The following is a 17,038-nucleotide window of genomic DNA, read 5'->3' on the forward strand; positions in this document are numbered from 1 at the left end:
CTTTTACAATATCGCTGTTCCCTGCGCGGTTTTTAACCGCCGCAGCCATAACAATACGTCTCTTTAAGGAGTTTTAGCGTGATTAGCGTTTTCGACATGTTTAAGATCGGCATCGGCCCGTCCAGCTCTCATACGGTTGGACCGATGAAAGCCGGCAAACAGTTTGTCGACGATCTGGTAAATAAAGGCCTGATGCCTTCTATCACGCGTGTTGCCGTAGACGTTTACGGCTCACTCTCATTGACCGGTAAAGGTCACCATACCGATATCGCCATCATTCTCGGCCTGGCCGGCAATATGCCGGACACCGTCGATATCGATAGCATTCCGGGTTTTATTCGCGATGTAGAACAACGTCAACGCCTGATGCTGGCCAACGGCCTGCATGAAGTCGATTTCCCGCGCGACGGCGGCATGGTCTTCCGCAGCGACAACCTGCCGCTGCACGAAAACGGCATGCAGGTCCACGCCTTCGCCGGCGATAAAGAAGTGTACAGCAAGACCTACTACTCCATCGGCGGCGGCTTCATCGTCGATGAAGAGAACTTCGGCAAGGCCGCCGAGCAAGAGCTGCAAATGCCTTATCCGTTCAACTCCGCGCGCGAAATGCTCGACCACTGCCGCGAGACCGGCCTGTCGCTGTCCGGCATGGTGATGCAGAACGAGCTGGCGCTGCACAGCAAGCAAGATATCGACACCTACTTCGGTAACGTCTGGCAAACCATGCGCGCCTGTATCGATCGCGGTCTGAATACCGAAGGCGTGCTGCCGGGGCCGCTGCGCGTGCCGCGCCGTGCCTCCGCGCTGCGCCGCATGCTGGTGGCGTCGGACAAACTGTCCAACGATCCGATGAACGTGATCGACTGGGTCAACATGTTCGCGCTGGCGGTGAACGAAGAAAACGCCGCCGGCGGCCGCGTGGTCACCGCGCCGACCAACGGCGCCTGCGGCATCGTGCCTGCGGTGCTGGCTTACTACGATCACTTCATCGAATCCGTCAGCCCGGATATCTATATCCGCTACTTTATGGCGGCAGGCGCCATCGGCGCGCTGTACAAGATGAACGCTTCCATTTCCGGCGCCGAAGTTGGCTGCCAGGGTGAAGTCGGCGTGGCCTGCTCCATGGCGGCGGCCGGTCTGGCCGAGCTGCTCGGCGGCAGCCCTGAACAGGTGTGCGTGGCGGCGGAGATCGGCATGGAACACAACCTGGGTCTGACCTGCGACCCGGTTGCCGGCCAGGTACAGGTACCGTGCATCGAGCGCAACGCCATCGCTTCGGTCAAGGCGATCAACGCCGCCCGCATGGCCCTGCGCCGCACCAGCGAGCCGCGCGTTTCGCTGGATAAGGTGATCGAGACCATGTACGAAACCGGCAAAGACATGAACGCCAAGTACCGCGAAACGTCACGCGGCGGCCTGGCGATCAAGGTGCAATGCGACTGACAGACAACCCCGCCGCCCGGCGGGGTTTTTTATGAGTAATCAATTCATTGGCCGCTTTTAGTGACAATGTCACCAGAAAATATCCTGCATTTTTCTCATCGATCGGGCGGTTAGCCTGCAAATTGGCCTTCTGTTTTACCATACTGAAATAATTTACTGAGTTACCATCAATCTTGTATAACCTCAGGCTAGAATTAGCCGAGCGCAACTTAAGGATCTATGGCCTGACTGTGACTCGGAGCTGGATTACCGAACAAGGATTTACCGGATGTTGATGACCCACCTCGCCGCGTCCCGATATCGTTACTACCGTTGGCTGCTGGCCGGAGCGGTGGGCGTGGCTATTCTGTTGGTATCGCTGTATACCCGTTACTATCAAGAGGTCAAAAGCATCGAGCAGAGCCAGCAGACGTTGGCTACCCGCACCGTCGGCAAGATCAACCAATTGCTGACGCCGGCGCAGATGCAGGCGGAACGCAGTATGGACATGCTGGACCAACCCTGCGAAAACGTTTCATCGACCCTGCGCTTTCGCGCCGCGCAAAATCAGGCGCTACGCGCCATGTTGCTGGTGAAAAACGGTGTTATTTACTGCTCCAGCCTGTTTGGCGCCCGTCATTATCAGCTGGCCGCGGTGATGCCCACCTTCGTCGACAGCAACGCCAGGCTGGCGCTGCGCCCCTCTCTGGCGGTCAGCAAAGGCCTGCCCACGCTGGTGATGTGGACGCCATCCCCCCACGATAAAACCAGCGGCGTGCTGCACGTATTCAATATCGAGCTGCTGTCCAACTTTTTACTCGAACCGCAAGAGCCTTACGTTCAGCGAGTGGTCCTGAACGTGGACGACAGCAGCCTGGAATATGGCCGCCGCGAAATCCTGAGCCGCGACACCCTGACCAACGATCTGCGCTACACCGCCGGCTCCGCGCTGTACCCGTTCTCGATTTCACTGTTCGGTCCACAGATCGGCATGCTGGCGCTGTCCGCATTGCCGCGCCATATCCCGCTGGCGCTGTTGATCAGCCTGCTGGCAGCCTATGTGGTCTATCTGCTCACCGCCAACCGCATGAGCCTGTCTTACCACATCGGCCATGCCATCACTCATCGGGAGTTCCGCGTCTACTGTCAGCCTATCATCCACAGCGACACCGGGCGCTGCGCCGGCGTCGAGATGCTGCTGCGTTGGAAAAAGAAGCGACAAGGATGGATCTCGCCTGACGTGTTTATTCCGTTGGCCGAGCAGCATGAGCTCATCATTCCGCTCACTCGCTATCTGATGAACACCGTGACGGAAAATCTGCAGCTGTTCCCGCCACGACCGTCTTTCTACATCAGCATCAACGTCGCCGCCGAGCATTTTAAAACGCTCAACATCATCGACGATATCCGCCAGATTTGGCTGCCGGCGCACCCGATGCCCTCATTGATGCTGGAGCTGACCGAACGCACCGCGCTGTCGGCGATCCAGTATGACCAGATCCGCACGCTGAAAGACATGGGGATCATGCTGGCCATCGACGATTTCGGCACCGGCCACAGCTCACTGAGCTACCTGAAGAACCTCAGCCCGGACGTCTTGAAGATCGATCGCGGGTTTACCGCCGCCATCGGCACCGACGCGGTCAACGCTACGGTGACCGACACCATCATTACGCTGGCGCAGCGCCTGAAGCTGAAACTGGTGGCAGAGGGGGTGGAAACGGAGGAACAGGCCGACTATCTGCGCTCACGCGAGGTCAATGCCCTGCAGGGGTATTATTTCGCCAAGCCGATGCCGATTCATGTTTTCCCGCTGTGGCTGCAGCAGTACGAATCGCGCGTCAGGAAAGCGGAAGAGGATCCGCCGGAGGCCTGAGCCCCCGGCGGGAGGGTTACGCGTGCGCCGTCTCGTCCAGGGGGACGCGGGTAACGCGCACCAGTTCGATACGGTATTCGGACACCTCAACGATATCGAAACGCAGGTGGTTCAGCTCGATGGTATCTCCCACCACCGGCATCTGCCCGTAGTGGGCCAACAGCAGCCCCGCCAGGGTGGCGTAATCGGCGGTGGGGCTGACCAGGTCATCGCAGGCCAGCGCCTGTTCCAGCGAGTGCAGATCGGTTCCGCCCTTCACCAGCCAGCCGTCGCCTTCCGCCACGATGTCCGGCGTTTCGTCCTCGTCCGGGAATTCACCGGCAATCGCTTCCAGCACGTCCAGCGGCGTCACCAGCCCCTGCACGACGCCGAACTCATTGGTGACCACCACCAAACGCCCTTTGGCGCGACGCAGCACCGCCAGCAGCTTGATGACGTCCATGGTTTCCGGCACCACGATCGGCGGCGTGCGGGCGGCGAACTCGGCGATGTCTTCACCTTGCTCCAACGCCACCAGCAGATCCTTGGCGCGTACCACGCCGACGATCTCATCCACCGAATCACGACACACCGGGAACAGGCTGTGCGGCGTATCCAGCAGCTGTGCGCGTACCTCCTCGCGGGTGCGCTCGCAGTCGACCCAGGAAATGTCGGTGCGCGGCGTCATCACGCTGCGCAATGAACGCGAGGCCAGCGTCAACACGCCGCTGATCATATAGCGCTCTTCCGCCGCAAAGGTTTCATCCCTCGGCAAGGCGACCGCATCGTCCGTCTGCGGTGTACGCTGCTGCCCCATCAGGCGCATGATCGCTTCCGCGGTGCGCTCGCGCATCGGGCGACGCGCTTGATGCTTGATGAAGTTGCGACGCGCGATCTGGTTGAACAATTCAATCAGGATCGAGAAGCCGATAGCGGCATACAGGTAGCCTTTAGGAATGTGCAAACCGAAGCCTTCGGCGATCAGGCTAAGGCCAATCATCAACAGGAAGCTCAGGCACAGCACCACGATGGTCGGGTGCGCGTTGACGAAGTTGGTCAACGGCTTCGACGCCAACAGCATCACCGCCATCGCGATCACCACCGCCGCCATCATCACCGGCAGATCGTTCACCATACCCACGGCGGTAATCACCGCATCGAGCGAAAACACCGCGTCAAGAATCACGATCTGCACCACCACCGCCCAGAACTTGGCGTAACCGCGGTTGGCGCCGTCCTGGTGCGTCTGCCCCTCCAGCCGTTCGTGCAGCTCCATGGTAGCCTTGAACAGCAGGAACACCCCGCCGAACAGCAGGATCAAATCGCGGCCGGAGAAGCTGAAATCGCCGACGCTGAACAGCGGCGTGGTCAGGGTTACCATCCAGGAGATCACCGACAGCAGGCCCAAACGCATCAGCAACGCCAGCGACAGGCCAATGATGCGCGCCTTATCGCGCTGCTTCGGCGGCAGCTTGTCGGCCAAAATGGCGATGAACACCAGGTTGTCGATGCCCAGCACGATTTCCAGCACCACCAGCGTAAGCAACCCCGCCCAAATAGAGGGGTCCATTAAAAATTCCATATCAGACTCCAGAGAAAAGTGGGAATGAGCGCACGCAGCTCAGACGTGACGATGCCGCCGCTGCATGGGCGCAGTCGACAATAACAAAGTGACGGGATGGGGTTACCGGGAGATGGCCGAAGGGCCGAACAGCATATGCAACACCAGCAGGTGGCGGGTGAAACCTGGTAAAACAGTAACTTCGGTGACAGTCCATAGGGAGGGCTGAGGCCCTTCACTCCTTAGTGATGAAAGAGGAAATTACTGTATCAGGATTTTTCTGGGGGACAAAGCGGCTTTTTCAACGGCGGTTTAGCATGGCGCCACGCCATATCATCTGCGACAGCTAAGATTTCTCCGAGCATTCAATAACGGAGCAACGTCACAAAAAATATTTTTTCACTCACTAAAATAAATGTCGCGTTCGTGAAGCATCACGCACAGGCATTTGAAACTGCGTGAGAAATGTTAGGCGTGCGTTTCTTTTTTTCTACCATAATGTATCTGAACCGCGGAAGTGACTGCCAAGACGGCGCGGAGAAACGACACAAACCGCGCCTGGAGTTCAACGAGGAGGTAGCGAGTGGCAATAGCTATTATCATCGGCACACACGGGGCTGCAGCGGAACAACTGCTGAAAACGGCGGAGATGCTATTGGGCGAGCAGGACAACGTCGCCTTTATAGACTTCGTTCCCGGTGAGAATGCCGAAACGTTAATCGTCAAGTACAACGAAAAAATCAGTGGGTTGGATACCAGCGGCGGCGTGCTGTTCCTGGTGGATACCTGGGGCGGCAGCCCGTTCAACGCCGCCAGCCGCATTGCGGTCGACAAAGAAAACTATGAGGTCATCACCGGGGTCAACATTCCGATGCTGGTGGAAACCTTCATGGCGCGGGACGACAACCCCGCCTTCGATGAACTGGTGGCGCTGGCGTTGGAAACCGGCCGTGAAGGCGTGAAAGCGCTGAAAAAACCGCAGGAAGAACCCGCAAAACCCGCAGCACCCGTCGCCAAAGCCGCTGCCCCTCAGGCGCCGCTGGGGCCGAACGACCACATGAAAATCGGCCTGGCGCGCATCGATGACCGTTTAATTCACGGCCAGGTCGCCACTCGCTGGACCAAAGAAACCAACGTCAGCCGCATTATCGTCGTCAGCGATGAAGTCGCCGCCGACCATGTGCGCAAAACCCTGCTGACCCAGGTCGCCCCGCCGGGGGTCACCGCTCACGTGGTGGACGTGGCGAAGGCGATCCGCGTCTGGAACAACCCGAAGTACGCCAACGACCGCGTAATGCTGCTGTTTACCAACCCGACCGACGTCTTGCGCCTGGTGGAAGGCGGCGTGGATATTCAATCCGTCAATATCGGCGGCATGGCGTTCCGTCAGGGGAAAACCCAGGTGAACAACGCCGTTTCCGTCGATGAAAAAGATATCGAAGCGTTTAAGAAACTGAACGATCGCGGTATCGAGCTGGAAGTGCGTAAGGTCTCGTCCGACAGCCGGCTAAAAATGATGGACCTGATTAACAAACTCAATTAGTGGCGCCAGCCGCTGATTATTTTACTCAGAGCTTTTTGGTCATAGGAGAAGTGCAATGGAGATCACCACTCTTCAGATTGTGCTGATATTTATCGTTGCCTGTATCGCCGGGATGGGTTCCGTCCTCGACGAGTTCCAATTTCACCGTCCGCTGGTCGCCTGTACTCTGATCGGCTTCATTCTCGGCGATATGAAAACCGGCATCATCATCGGCGGTACGCTGGAAATGATCGCCCTGGGCTGGATGAACATCGGTGCGGCAGTCGCGCCGGATGCCGCCCTGGCCTCCATCATCTCGACCATTCTGGTCATCGCCGGTGGGCAAAGCGTCGGCGCCGGTATCGCCCTGGCCATTCCGCTTGCGGCGGCCGGCCAGGTGTTGACCATCATCGTACGTACCCTCACCGTGGCCTTCCAGCACGCGGCGGACAGCGCGGCGGAGCGCGGCAGCCTGCGGGCCATCACCTGGATCCACATCGGCGCTCTGCTGCTGCAGGCGATGCGTATCGCCATTCCGGCGGTCATCGTCGCCATCTCGGTTGGCACCGCCGGGGTACACGCCCTGCTCAACTCGATCCCGGAAGTGGTCACCAGCGGCCTGAACATCGCCGGCGGCATGATCGTGGTGGTCGGTTACGCGATGGTGATTAACATGATGCGCGCCGGCTACCTGATGCCGTTCTTCTACCTTGGTTTCGTGACCGCCGCCTTCACCAACTTCAACCTGGTTGCGCTCGGCGTCATCGGCGTGGTGATGGCCGTGCTGTATATCCAGCTCAGCCCGAAATACAACAAGTCTCAGGTTGTCCAGGCCGGCCCGGCTAATGCGAACGATCTTGATAACGAACTCGACTAGGAATAGGTGAGAGAAATGGTTGATACAACTGCTCAAAAGAAACTCACGCCGGCCGATATTCGCGGCGTATTCCTGCGCTCCAACCTGTTCCAGGGGTCGTGGAACTTCGAGCGCATGCAGGCGCTGGGTTTTTGCTTCTCGATGGTACCGGTGATCCGTCGCCTGTATCCGGAAAACAATGACGATCGCAAACAGGCGATCAAGCGCCACCTCGAGTTCTTCAACACCCACCCTTACGTGGCGGCGCCGGTGCTCGGCGTGACCATGGCGATGGAAGAGCAACGCGCCAACGGCGCGCCGATCGACGACGGTGCGATCAACGGCATCAAGGTCGGTCTGATGGGGCCATTGGCGGGCGTCGGTGACCCGATTTTCTGGGGCACCGTGCGGCCGGTGTTCGCCGCGCTCGGCGCCGGCATCGCCATGAGTGGCAGCCTGCTCGGGCCGATCCTGTTCTTCGTGCTGTTCAACCTGGTGCGCCTGCTGACCCGCTATTACGGCGTGGCCTACGGTTACCGTAAAGGGGTGGACATCGTCAACGACATGGGCGGCGGCTTCCTGCAAAAACTGACGGAAGGAGCGTCCATTCTCGGCCTGTTTGTTATGGGCGCCTTGGTCAACAAGTGGACGCACGTGAATATCCCGCTGGTGGTGTCCAAGATCACCGACCAGACCGGGCATACCAACGTCACCACGGTGCAGACCATCCTCGACCAGCTGATGCCGGGCCTGGTGCCGCTGCTGCTGACTTTCGCCTGTATGTGGCTGCTGCGCAAAAAAGTCAATGCGCTGTGGATCATCATCGGCTTCTTCGTCATCGGTATCTTTGGCTATTGGATTGGCCTGCTGGGCCTGTAATCGTTCGAATCGGCCGGGGGGCAACCCCCGGCTTTTTTATGTGTGGAGCAAGAGATGTCACTGACCGACGCCGTACTGATGCTGTTTATCGCCCTGCTGTTGCTGTACTCGCTGTATGACGAATTCGGCATGGACCTACTGAAAGGTAAAACGCGGCTTAAAGTGGCGCTCAAACGCCGTAACCGCCTCGACAGCCTGATTTTCGTCGGCCTGATCGCCATTCTGATTTACCGCAACGTCACCACCAACGGTGCGGTATTAACCACCTATTTGCTTATTTCTTTGGCGCTGCTCGCGATCTATATCTCTTATATTCGCACCCCCAAGATGGTGTTTAAAGCACAGGGTTTTTTCTTCGCGAACGTGTTTGTCGAATATAACCGCATTAAAGCCATGAATTTATCGGAGGACGGCATTCTGGCCGTCGACCTGGAACAGCGCAGACTGTTGGTTCAGGTGAACCACCTGGATGACCTGGAGCGGATTTATCATTTTTTCGTTGATAATCAATAAATAAATAAAAAATCTTTTTATTGCCGCTCAAACCTTGCGCTGCTTGTGGATAATTAATCGGCAGCGCCATTTTCACTCTGACTATTATTTCTGCAACATTGTTACCCACGTCTACATTATATTCCCGCATGAACTTAGATTAATGAAAACGAGTCTCAATTAAGAGCGAGCATGACTCTAGAATAAAGTTGTCGATGGCGGAAATAATATGGTATGGTTGCGCCGTCATTGGGGAGTAGCCGGTTTCTGGAGAATAAAACGCCAGAAACGCCCGTATCAACATACTCGTTTCGCCGTATGAAACGTGGTGCGGGCAGCCAGGTAAGGTTGGCGAGACCATAGACACGTAACTCCGTCGTTTGGTTGGGGGTGGGTTACGTGTATATGGAGCCACCCGGCCGAGGCTATTTCACATGAACCTTTCAGCTACACTCATTCTCGCTTTTGGCATGTCCATGGATGCTTTCGCCGCTTCGATCGGCAAAGGTGCCAGCCTGCATCAACCCCGTTTCCGCGAAGCGATCCGTACCGGCCTGATCTTCGGCGTGGTCGAAGCGATCACCCCGCTCATCGGTTGGGCCATCGGTCTGTTCGCCAGCCAATACATCATGGAATGGGACCACTGGGTCGCCTTCTCCCTGCTGTTCATTCTCGGCATGCGCATGATCGTCGAAGGGGTGCGCAACAGGCCCGATGAGGAAGAGAAGGTCAAACGCCACGGCTTCTGGATCTTGGTGGCCACCGCTATCGCCACCAGCCTCGACGCGATGGCTATCGGCGTCGGCCTGGCCTTCCTGCAGGTGAATATCGTGCATACCGCCATGGCCATCGGCTGCGCCACCATGATCATGGCGACGCTGGGCATGATGATTGGCCGCTTTATCGGCCCGCTGCTGGGCAAACGCGCCGAGATCCTCGGCGGCGTGGTGCTGATCGGTATCGGCGTCAACATTCTGCTGGAGCACCTCGGCTACCTGGCCTGAGGCGCTCGCTCTGCAAAAAACCTGCCGCGGCAGGTTTTTTTGTTTCACGATGACTCCAGCCCGGTAGTTCGCTGGACTGCGACGTAGCCCGATACAGCAGGTTTATCAATAGCTTACGCGCTTCCATCATATGCCGGTGCTTTCTGAAACTTGACCCGGTTCTCCCTCGCGCCGCTCCTATCTGGCTCCTGGAATCCGGGTCGTTCCAAGGAGTCATCATGGCAAAGATCAAGCTCACCAAGACCGCCGTAGAGTCGGCGCAACCCCAGGCGAAGGACATCGAACTACGGGATACCGTCGTGCCCGGCTTCCTTTGCAAGATTACCTCGACGGGACGCCGGGTGTTCATGCTCCAGTACCGCACGAACTCTGGCCAGCCCCGCAAGCCCTCGCTGGGACTCTACGGGGAGCTAACCGTCGAACAGGCGCGGGTCAAAGCGCAGGACTGGCTGGCCGAGGTTCGCCGGGGTGGTGATCCCGGCGGTGCCAAGGCCGAGGCGCGCAAGGCGCCCACGATGGCCGAGTTGTGCAAAAAGTTCATGGAGGACTACTCCAAGAAGCGCAACAAGGTCAGCACGCAGGACGGCTACCAGGGCGTCATCGACCGCAACATCATCCCGCTGCTGGGCCGCAAGAAGGTGCATGACGTGAAGCGGCCCGACATTGCGGGGCTCATGGAAAAGCTGGCCTACAAGCCGACCGAGGCCAACAAGACCTTCGGCGTGCTGCGCAAGATGTTCAACTTGGCCGAAGTCTGGGGCTTCCGCCCGGACGGCACGAATCCGTGCCGCCACGTCCCGATGTACCCGCCGGGCAAGGAAACCCGGCTCATCGTGGACGAGGAAATGGTGCGGATCTTCCGCCAGTTGGAGAAACTGGAGGCGGAGGGGCTGGAGAACTACGTCATCCCGTTGGCGATCCGGCTGCAATTCGAGTTTGCGGCGCGGCGCTCCGAAATCTGCCCGCTCGAATGGAGCTGGCTGGACTTCGAGAACCGGCGCGTGGTGTGGCCCGACAGCAAGGTTGGCGGCATTTCCAAGCCCATGAGCGAGGAAGCCTATCGGCTGCTTTCGACGGCGCCGCGTCTGGAAGGCTGCCCTTACGTCCTGCCGTCGCCGAACGACCCGGCCAAGCACCTGACCTTTGGCGAGCACTATGGCGGCTGGTGCCGGACGCTCAAGGCCGCCAGCGTGCCGCACGTAGGCACGCACGGCATCCGTCATCGCTCGACCACCGACATTGCCAATTCCGGTGTGCCGACCAAAGTGGGAATGAAGCTGACGGGCCACAAGACCGTGGCGATGTTCATGCACTACGTCCACACCGAGGACAAGCCGGTGCGCGAGGCGGCCGAGCTGGTGGCCAGCCGCCGCCAAGCCATCACGGGCGCGCGGCAGCTTGCGGAGGCGGTGGCATGAACGGGCGCCGGCCATCAGCAGCATCGCTCGCAGCGCCCGCGGCGCTGCTGGGCGACATTCGGGCACTGATCGAGGCGGCGCGCTTGCGCGCCGCCTCGACGGTGAATAGCGAGCTTACGATGCTCTACTGGCGCATCGGCCAACGCATCCACACGCAGGTCTTGGACAGGCGCCGGGGCGCCTACGGCAAGGAAGTTCTGCCCACCTTGGCTGCGCAGTTGGTGGAGGAGTACGGCAGCAGCTTTGCAGAGCAGAACTTGCGCCGCATGGTGCAGTTCGCCGCCACCTTCCCCGACGAGCGAATTCTCGTATCACTGATACGAGAATTGAGCTGGACGCACTTCATCGCCCTGATGCCGCTGAAAGACCCGCTCCAGCGGGACTACTACGCACAGATGGCCAGCACCCAACGCTGGAGCGTGCGGACGCTGCGCGAGCGTATCGACTCGATGCTGTACGAGCGCACGGCGCTTTCCCAAAAGCCGGAAGAAACCATAGCGCAGGAGTTGGCGACCCTGCGCGATGCGCAGCGCATGTCGCCGGCCCTGGTCATGCGCGACCCGTACATCCTCGACTTCCTGGGCCTGCGGGACACTTGGCAGGAAGGCGACTTGGAAGCGGCGATCATCCGTGAAATGGAGTCCTTCCTGCTGGAGCTGGGCGCGGGCTTCTCATTCGTCGCCCGGCAGAAGCGCATTCCGATCGACGACGAGGATTTCCACCTTGACCTTCTGTTCTACAACCGCAAGCTGCGGCGGCTGGTTGCGGTGGAGTTGAAGGTAGGTGACTTCAAGGCGGCCTACAAAGGGCAGATGGAGCTTTACCTTCGGTGGCTAGACAAGCACGAACGGGAGCCGGAGGAAGCCTCGCCGCTCGGGATCATCCTTTGCACCGGCAAGAAGCGCGAGCAGATCGAATTGCTGGAGCTGGACAAGTCCGGCATCCACGTTGCCGAGTATCTGACCGCCTTGCCGCCGAGGGGCGTGCTGGTGGAGCGGCTGCAACAGGCAACGCAACGGGCGCAGTTGCAAATCGAGCAGCGCAAGACGGACAACGAGTAGTCCTGTCCCAAGCAGTCGGGCGTCCCGGCGTGCCGCCGTCGCGCTGTCGTGCTGCGCATCGAGCTTCGCTGCGCGAGTCTCGCCCCTGTCGGGCTTCCATCACTGACGCCTCCGTCCCGGCTCGTTGATCCGGGCCTGCGCGCTCCGCTTGCCAAAAATCGACTCTGTGCAGTGGGCGGGTGTGGGCGGTCTTGCTGTTCCCTTCACCGTATCACGGCGTTCTCGCCGTCAAGGGCGGCGCGCGCCATGCGCGCTTGCGTCCTGGCGGCCGTCTGCGACCCCTGACTGCTTGCGCTGCGCCGTGCTGCCGCCGGTTCCGGGCAATTCCGCCCGAGCAACCGGAGCACGATCATGTCGCAACTGTCCTTTCCCTCGTTCGATTCCTGTCTGCTGGTGCGCGACGCGCACGGGCGCTATCTACCGGCATCGGCCGACGACATTCTGGAAGCTGCGCGCCAGGTCATTGACCGGAAAATGCGGCGCGGAGCAGAGTTCACTTCGCCGGCGGCGGTCAAGGAATACTTGCGTACAAAGTTGGCCAGCTTCGAGCATGAGGTGTTCGTAGTGCTGTTCATGGATACGCGCCATCGTCTGATCGAATACAGGGAGATGTTCCACGGCACTATTGACGGTGCGTCGGTGTATCCGCGCGAAGTGGTCAAGGAGGCGCTGCGGCTCAATGCGGCGGCGGTCGTCGTTTCGCACAACCATCCGAGCGGAAACCCCGAGCCGAGCGCGGCTGACCGGGCGCTGACCCAGCGGCTCAAGGAAGCGTTGGGTCTGGTGGACGTGCGCGTGCTCGATCACATCATCGTTGCGGGCAACGAAACGGCATCGTTCGCCGAGCATGGGCTGATCTAGCCCAAGGGGCTTCGGCCCCTTTTTGCTGCGCCTGGTGGCATAGCTATGGCCCTCGCGGCCTGATGCTCAGGCCGTCGCAACCTGAATCATCTCGTCGTAATGTTTCTTGTCCACCTCTTCCAGCCACTGGAAGATGTTCCCGATGACGCTGTGGCTTTCGCCTGCCAAGTTTTCTGCGGATTCCTCTGTTATCTCAATAACGTCGCTATGTGAATACTTATTGATAAAGCGGTAGATTTTTTCTTTAAGCTCTGGTGTCGTGATGGTGCAATCTTTTAGGCCAGCCTCCATCAATTGACTAATGTCGCTTCGACGCCTTGGATATTTGAAGGTGAAAAACGATTCAACAAGCTTTCGGGCGAGGTTGGCGGTCAAGAACGCCTCATCTCGATTGAGTGTTGTGTGCGCCCTATATTCGTAGAGCTTCTTGAAGATATAGTGGTACTCGGAACCGTAGTTCTTGAGTGAGTCGTCGGCATCCACAAGTAGGGAGTGACGAGGGGAGCCAGGTGGCGCATCCAGGCGATAAAAGAAGCAATTCTCGGCGTTGCCTTTTTTGACTCGATTCCTATTGGTGCCAGTGAACCAGTCTCTCACTAGCTTAAAGTAAGTGAAGTTGTGAGTCAGCACAAAAAGTTGCTTGGCTTCAGTGCATTGCGTTCTCAAAAACGAGTAGGCGTGAAACAAGTGATTAGAATCAAAGCTTGAGACCGGATCGTCAACGACGACGATCGTATCCTTGATGTTATTTCCATTTTCTTTGAGCTTCGTGATGAAATAGACAAATGCAATCGCAGTTTTCTCACCTTCGCTCAAATTCCCATCGTGCTCACCAACCCCGTTTCTGATGATCTCATAGCCTTTCTTCTTCTGATTGAAGTTCAGGCAAAGCTCAGAGCGGCCAATGAAGCGATGCAGGATGTCATTGAACTCCTTTGCCCCGACCGTTTCATTCGAGAGCGCCGCTTCTATGGCTCCGACCTCTAGACTAATTTTTTCAATTTCCTTATGGTCGTTCTTTGCTTCTGACTCAAGGTCATTGCACTTCTTCTCACTTCCAGCATAGTCAAACTCTTGCACCTCAGCCGCAGCAAAGTGAAGCTCCAGTGCCACCTTGCTTTTTGAGGTCTCAGATTTGAAATTTGAAGTCTTATTGTTGTGCTTTCCAACGAGAGCAACTGACCTGCCCCCACGATTAGATACAACACTCAGTTAGTAACGTCGGAATCTTCATTCTCAGAATGACCCTTTCTCCAGCCCGCTGCAAATTCAGACGGTGTCTGATAATTCAGCGTGGAGTGCGGGCGGCATTCGTTATAATCCTGCCGCCAGTCATTAATAATTTTCCTGGCATGAACGATATCGCTGAACCAGTGCTCATTCAAACATTCATCGCGAAATCGTCCGTTAAAGCTCTCAATAAATCCGTTCTGCGTTGGCTTGCCCGGCTGGATTAAGCGCAACTCAACACCATGCTCAAAGGCCCATTGATCCAGTGCACGGCAAGTGAACTCCGGCCCCTGGTCAGTTCTTATCGTCGCCGGATAGCCTCGAAACAGTGCAATGCTGTCCAGAATACGCGTGACCTGAACGCCTGAAATCCCAAAGGCAACAGTGACCGTCAGGCATTCCTTTGTGAAATCATCGACGCAGGTAAGACACTTGATCCTGCGACCGGTGGAAAGTGCGTCCATGACGAAATCCATCGACCAGGTCAGATTGGGCGCCGCCGGACGGAGCAGCGGCAGACGTTCTGTTGCCAGCCCTTTACGACGTCTTCTGCGTTTTACGCCCAGGCCACTGAGGTGATAAAGCCGGTACACGCGCTTATGATTAACATGAAGCCCTTCACGGCGCAGCAACTGCCAAATACGACGGTAGCCAAAACGCCTGCGCTCCAGTGCCAGCTCAGTGATGCGCCCTGATAAATGCGCATCAGCAGCCGGACGGTGAGCCTCATAGCGGCAGGTCGACAGGGATAAACCTGTAAGCCTGCAGGCACGACGTTGCGACAGACCGGTCGCATCACACATCAACATCACGGCTTCCCGCTTCTGGTCTGTCGTCAGTACTTTCGCCCAAGAGCCACCTGAAGCGCCTCTTTATCCAGCATGGCTTCGGCAAGCAGCTTCTTGAGTCTGGTGTTCTCTTCCTCAAGCGACTTCAGGCGCTTAACTTCAGGCACCTCCATACCGCCATACTTCTTACGCCAGGTGTAAAACGTGGCATCGGAAATGGCATGCTTGCGGCAGAGTTCACGGGCGGGTACCCCAGCTTCGGCTTCGCGGAGAATACTGATGATCTGTTCGTCGGAAAAACGCTTCTTCATGGGGATGTCCTCATGTGGCTTATGAAGACATTACTAACATCGGGGTGTACTAATCAACGGGGAGCAGGTCACAACAATCGATTTCAGGATGTCATTGAAATTGGTGACATCGTCTTCAACCACATCCGAGATCTGAATGTCTGTCTTCCCAGGGTCTGTGATCTTGGCCTTCAGGGCTTCCCGCCAGGCGTCGATTTGCTGGTCGATCTTTTCAGCAGCAGTTGCGTAGTCCTTTTGAAGCTTCTCTGCCTCGGCCGATAGTTCTTTATAAAACTCGGTCGATGCGGGAAACTGATTAGCTGGAGCGCCTTGAGATTCAATCCATGTCGCCGCGTTCTGAAGTCGGCTCTGAAACTCCGTGAACTCCTTGCTGAAGTGGGCAGCAAGCGCCTCGGCACGAAGCTGGGCGAACGGAGAGCCGCAGAACTCGCAGGATTGCGAGTCGTGGTTTTTATGGATTTCCAAGCCTGCTTGAACCCATTCGCGGATTTCCGGGTTATCGGTCAGCCGCTGGATTGCTTGATTGACCGCCGTAGTCCCAATCAAATCTCTGATGCGGCCCGCCGCTTTCTTAAAGTAGTCCGGCTCAATGGCCGTTGAGGCGAAAGCAATGCTTGGAAGCTGATCTGGCTTGGCGGCATTCGTAAGGTCGATAACCCTCTCATCTGGAAGAACCGACTCCGCCTTGATAATTGTCTCGCCGTTATTCTGTATGAAGTTGAAGAGCTTGCGGCGGTCGTAATTCAAGTAATAACTGTCGCTCGTATCAATCGCCTGAAGTCCAAGCTTCATTTTCTTGGCAGCATTGGTCAGGAACTTCTCTAATGCCTCACGCTGCTTCTTGATATCGCTTTGCTTGTCGTCGTGAGCCTTCTTTTTCGACTGAAGCTCGCTCTTCAGCTTCTCCAGCTTCTGCAAGTCATCAATCTTCTCTTTCGCAATAAGAAGGATGCTCTTTACGGATTTGTCCCAATCAATGTTCTCATGCACGAAGCGTTGATTGAAAACATGAATATTCAATTGGGATGAGTGGAGTGTGGATTCCGTGATCGTTGAGCCATCCTCCAGAACTACTGAAAATTGGCCCGTGCTGAAGCGGGGAACCATCGAGCGAAGCTCAAAGCAAGAGAATAGATTCGATAACGTTGACTTGCCTGTTCCATTCCAACCATAGACCAGGTTGTACCGGCCGAACTTTTGGATCTTCGTTCCATTGAAGTCGCTGAAGATTCCGAACTGTTTGAGGCGGTTGATGCAGACAATCATCTCTATATCTCCGTGTTCTTGCTTTCCCATCATTTGCTTGCGAAACAAATGGTAAACGAAGAGTCCTCTTGCGTCTCCGCTTCGCGGATCGCGCTGCTCCAGGTTCGCTAGTCGCTCATCCCTGGCGGGACTGGCTTCGCCAGCCTTCCGCATCGCTGACGCCTACGGCCCGGCTTCCAGCTTCGGGCCTGCGCGCTTCGCTTGCGTGCGGTCAGCACAAAGGGATGGCCGTTGCCTTGTCCAGCCGTCTCCCCTGACTTCATCACCTTACCCGCGACCGTAGCCCGCGACCGTGTGCCGTCAAGGCGCGCAGGGCCGTGTCCTCGGCTGCGCCTGCGGGCCGCACCAACCCTGCGCTTGGCTCCTTGACGGCCCCCGTCCGCGCGCTCCTTTGGGCGCGGGCGATGAACTCAGGAAAGACGGTGGCAACAGGGCCAACCGGGTTCCTCGTGCCGACCGCACCAAACAGCCGAAAGGCTGGGCTCCGAATCTAGAAATCCGGTGTGCGGTGT

At 57.6% G+C, this 17,038-nt stretch carries 14 protein-coding genes and 1 riboswitch; of the genes, 10 read left to right on the forward strand and 4 right to left on the reverse strand.

Going from position 1 to position 17,038, the window contains the following annotated elements:
- Positions 1-78 precede the first annotated feature (78 nt).
- The gene (sdaA, locus tag C3F38_RS16620; protein WP_038882658.1) at positions 79-1,443 is read left to right on the forward strand and encodes an L-serine ammonia-lyase; all 1,365 of its coding nucleotides are present in this window, start codon (positions 79-81) and stop codon (positions 1,441-1,443) included.
- Positions 1,444-1,711: 268 nt separating this feature from the next.
- Complete coding sequence (locus tag C3F38_RS16625; protein WP_055317600.1) at positions 1,712-3,298, forward strand: EAL domain-containing protein; 1,587 nt, start codon at positions 1,712-1,714, stop codon at positions 3,296-3,298.
- A gap of 16 nt (positions 3,299-3,314) precedes the next feature.
- On the opposite strand, the gene C3F38_RS16630 is transcribed toward C3F38_RS16625, so the two are convergent.
- Positions 3,315-4,859, reverse strand: coding sequence for a TerC family protein (locus C3F38_RS16630; protein WP_055317599.1), 1,545 nt, complete (start codon positions 4,857-4,859; stop codon positions 3,315-3,317).
- 562 nt (positions 4,860-5,421) lie between these two features.
- Between C3F38_RS16630 and manX the strand changes: the two genes are divergently transcribed.
- The 8 genes from manX to radC all read left to right on the forward strand — a co-directional run bounded on the left by manX (position 5,422) and on the right by radC (position 12,931).
- Complete coding sequence (gene manX, locus C3F38_RS16635) at positions 5,422-6,381, forward strand: PTS mannose transporter subunit IIAB (protein WP_055317598.1); 960 nt, start codon at positions 5,422-5,424, stop codon at positions 6,379-6,381.
- A gap of 55 nt (positions 6,382-6,436) precedes the next feature.
- Entirely contained in the window at positions 6,437-7,237 is an 801-nt protein-coding gene (locus tag C3F38_RS16640; protein WP_033634888.1) for a PTS mannose/fructose/sorbose transporter subunit IIC, read from the forward strand.
- Between the two features lie 15 nt (positions 7,238-7,252).
- The gene (locus C3F38_RS16645; protein WP_033634889.1) at positions 7,253-8,095 is read left to right on the forward strand and encodes a PTS mannose transporter subunit IID; all 843 of its coding nucleotides are present in this window, start codon (positions 7,253-7,255) and stop codon (positions 8,093-8,095) included.
- Between the two features lie 54 nt (positions 8,096-8,149).
- On the forward strand, positions 8,150-8,608 hold the full coding sequence (locus tag C3F38_RS16650; protein ID WP_038877069.1) for a DUF986 family protein: 459 nt from the start codon (positions 8,150-8,152) through the stop codon (positions 8,606-8,608).
- Between the two features lie 218 nt (positions 8,609-8,826).
- A riboswitch (yybP-ykoY riboswitch) is annotated at positions 8,827-9,014 on the forward strand.
- A gap of 7 nt (positions 9,015-9,021) precedes the next feature.
- Positions 9,022-9,591, forward strand: coding sequence for a manganese efflux pump MntP (gene mntP / locus C3F38_RS16655; RefSeq protein WP_004927615.1), 570 nt, complete (start codon positions 9,022-9,024; stop codon positions 9,589-9,591).
- A gap of 218 nt (positions 9,592-9,809) precedes the next feature.
- The gene (locus C3F38_RS16660) at positions 9,810-11,009 is read left to right on the forward strand and encodes a site-specific integrase (RefSeq protein ID WP_001062689.1); all 1,200 of its coding nucleotides are present in this window, start codon (positions 9,810-9,812) and stop codon (positions 11,007-11,009) included.
- Positions 11,006-12,070: a YhcG family protein gene (locus C3F38_RS16665; RefSeq protein ID WP_003092331.1), complete on the forward strand. Its 1,065-nt coding sequence runs from the start codon at positions 11,006-11,008 to the stop codon at positions 12,068-12,070. Before C3F38_RS16660 ends, C3F38_RS16665 begins: the two co-directional genes overlap by 4 nt.
- Positions 12,071-12,421: 351 nt before the next feature.
- Entirely contained in the window at positions 12,422-12,931 is a 510-nt protein-coding gene (gene radC / locus C3F38_RS16670; protein ID WP_003092330.1) for a DNA repair protein RadC, read from the forward strand.
- A gap of 66 nt (positions 12,932-12,997) precedes the next feature.
- Here radC and C3F38_RS16675 read toward each other — a convergent pair whose 3' ends face one another.
- From C3F38_RS16675 to C3F38_RS16685, 3 genes are all read right to left on the reverse strand, one after another.
- On the reverse strand, positions 12,998-14,143 hold the full coding sequence (locus C3F38_RS16675) for an AAA family ATPase (protein ID WP_193787585.1): 1,146 nt from the start codon (positions 14,141-14,143) through the stop codon (positions 12,998-13,000).
- A protein-coding gene (locus C3F38_RS16680) for an IS3-like element ISSen4 family transposase (protein ID WP_085950818.1) occupies positions 14,140-15,260 on the reverse strand; the annotation gives its coding sequence in 2 pieces (ribosomal slippage) (positions 14,140-15,002 and positions 15,002-15,260; 1,122 coding nt in all). The genes C3F38_RS16675 and C3F38_RS16680 overlap by 4 nt, the downstream gene beginning before the upstream one ends.
- 33 nt (positions 15,261-15,293) lie before the next feature.
- On the reverse strand, positions 15,294-16,679 hold the full coding sequence (locus tag C3F38_RS16685) for an AAA family ATPase (protein ID WP_233211739.1): 1,386 nt from the start codon (positions 16,677-16,679) through the stop codon (positions 15,294-15,296).
- Positions 16,680-17,038 lie beyond the last annotated feature (359 nt).

This window comes from Serratia sp. SSNIH1 (assembly GCF_002935055.1).
GTDB classification, from domain to species: domain Bacteria; phylum Pseudomonadota; class Gammaproteobacteria; order Enterobacterales; family Enterobacteriaceae; genus Serratia; species Serratia nevei.

What these genes read in the sequence shown, in the direction of transcription:
- radC (WP_003092330.1), top strand. Translation starts at nt 12,422, where the DNA reads ATGTCGCAACTGTCCTTTCCCTCGTTCGATTCCTGTCTGCTGGTGCGC.
- C3F38_RS16645 (WP_033634889.1), top strand. Translation starts at nt 7,253, where the DNA reads ATGGTTGATACAACTGCTCAAAAGAAACTCACGCCGGCCGATATTCGC.
- mntP (WP_004927615.1), top strand. Translation starts at nt 9,022, where the DNA reads ATGAACCTTTCAGCTACACTCATTCTCGCTTTTGGCATGTCCATGGAT.
- C3F38_RS16630 (WP_055317599.1), bottom strand. Translation starts at nt 4,859, where the DNA reads ATGGAATTTTTAATGGACCCCTCTATTTGGGCGGGGTTGCTTACGCTG.
- C3F38_RS16665 (WP_003092331.1), top strand. Translation starts at nt 11,006, where the DNA reads ATGAACGGGCGCCGGCCATCAGCAGCATCGCTCGCAGCGCCCGCGGCG.
- C3F38_RS16685 (WP_233211739.1), bottom strand. Translation starts at nt 16,679, where the DNA reads ATGCGGAAGGCTGGCGAAGCCAGTCCCGCCAGGGATGAGCGACTAGCG.
- C3F38_RS16625 (WP_055317600.1), top strand. Translation starts at nt 1,712, where the DNA reads ATGTTGATGACCCACCTCGCCGCGTCCCGATATCGTTACTACCGTTGG.
- C3F38_RS16650 (WP_038877069.1), top strand. Translation starts at nt 8,150, where the DNA reads ATGTCACTGACCGACGCCGTACTGATGCTGTTTATCGCCCTGCTGTTG.
- C3F38_RS16660 (WP_001062689.1), top strand. Translation starts at nt 9,810, where the DNA reads ATGGCAAAGATCAAGCTCACCAAGACCGCCGTAGAGTCGGCGCAACCC.
- C3F38_RS16640 (WP_033634888.1), top strand. Translation starts at nt 6,437, where the DNA reads ATGGAGATCACCACTCTTCAGATTGTGCTGATATTTATCGTTGCCTGT.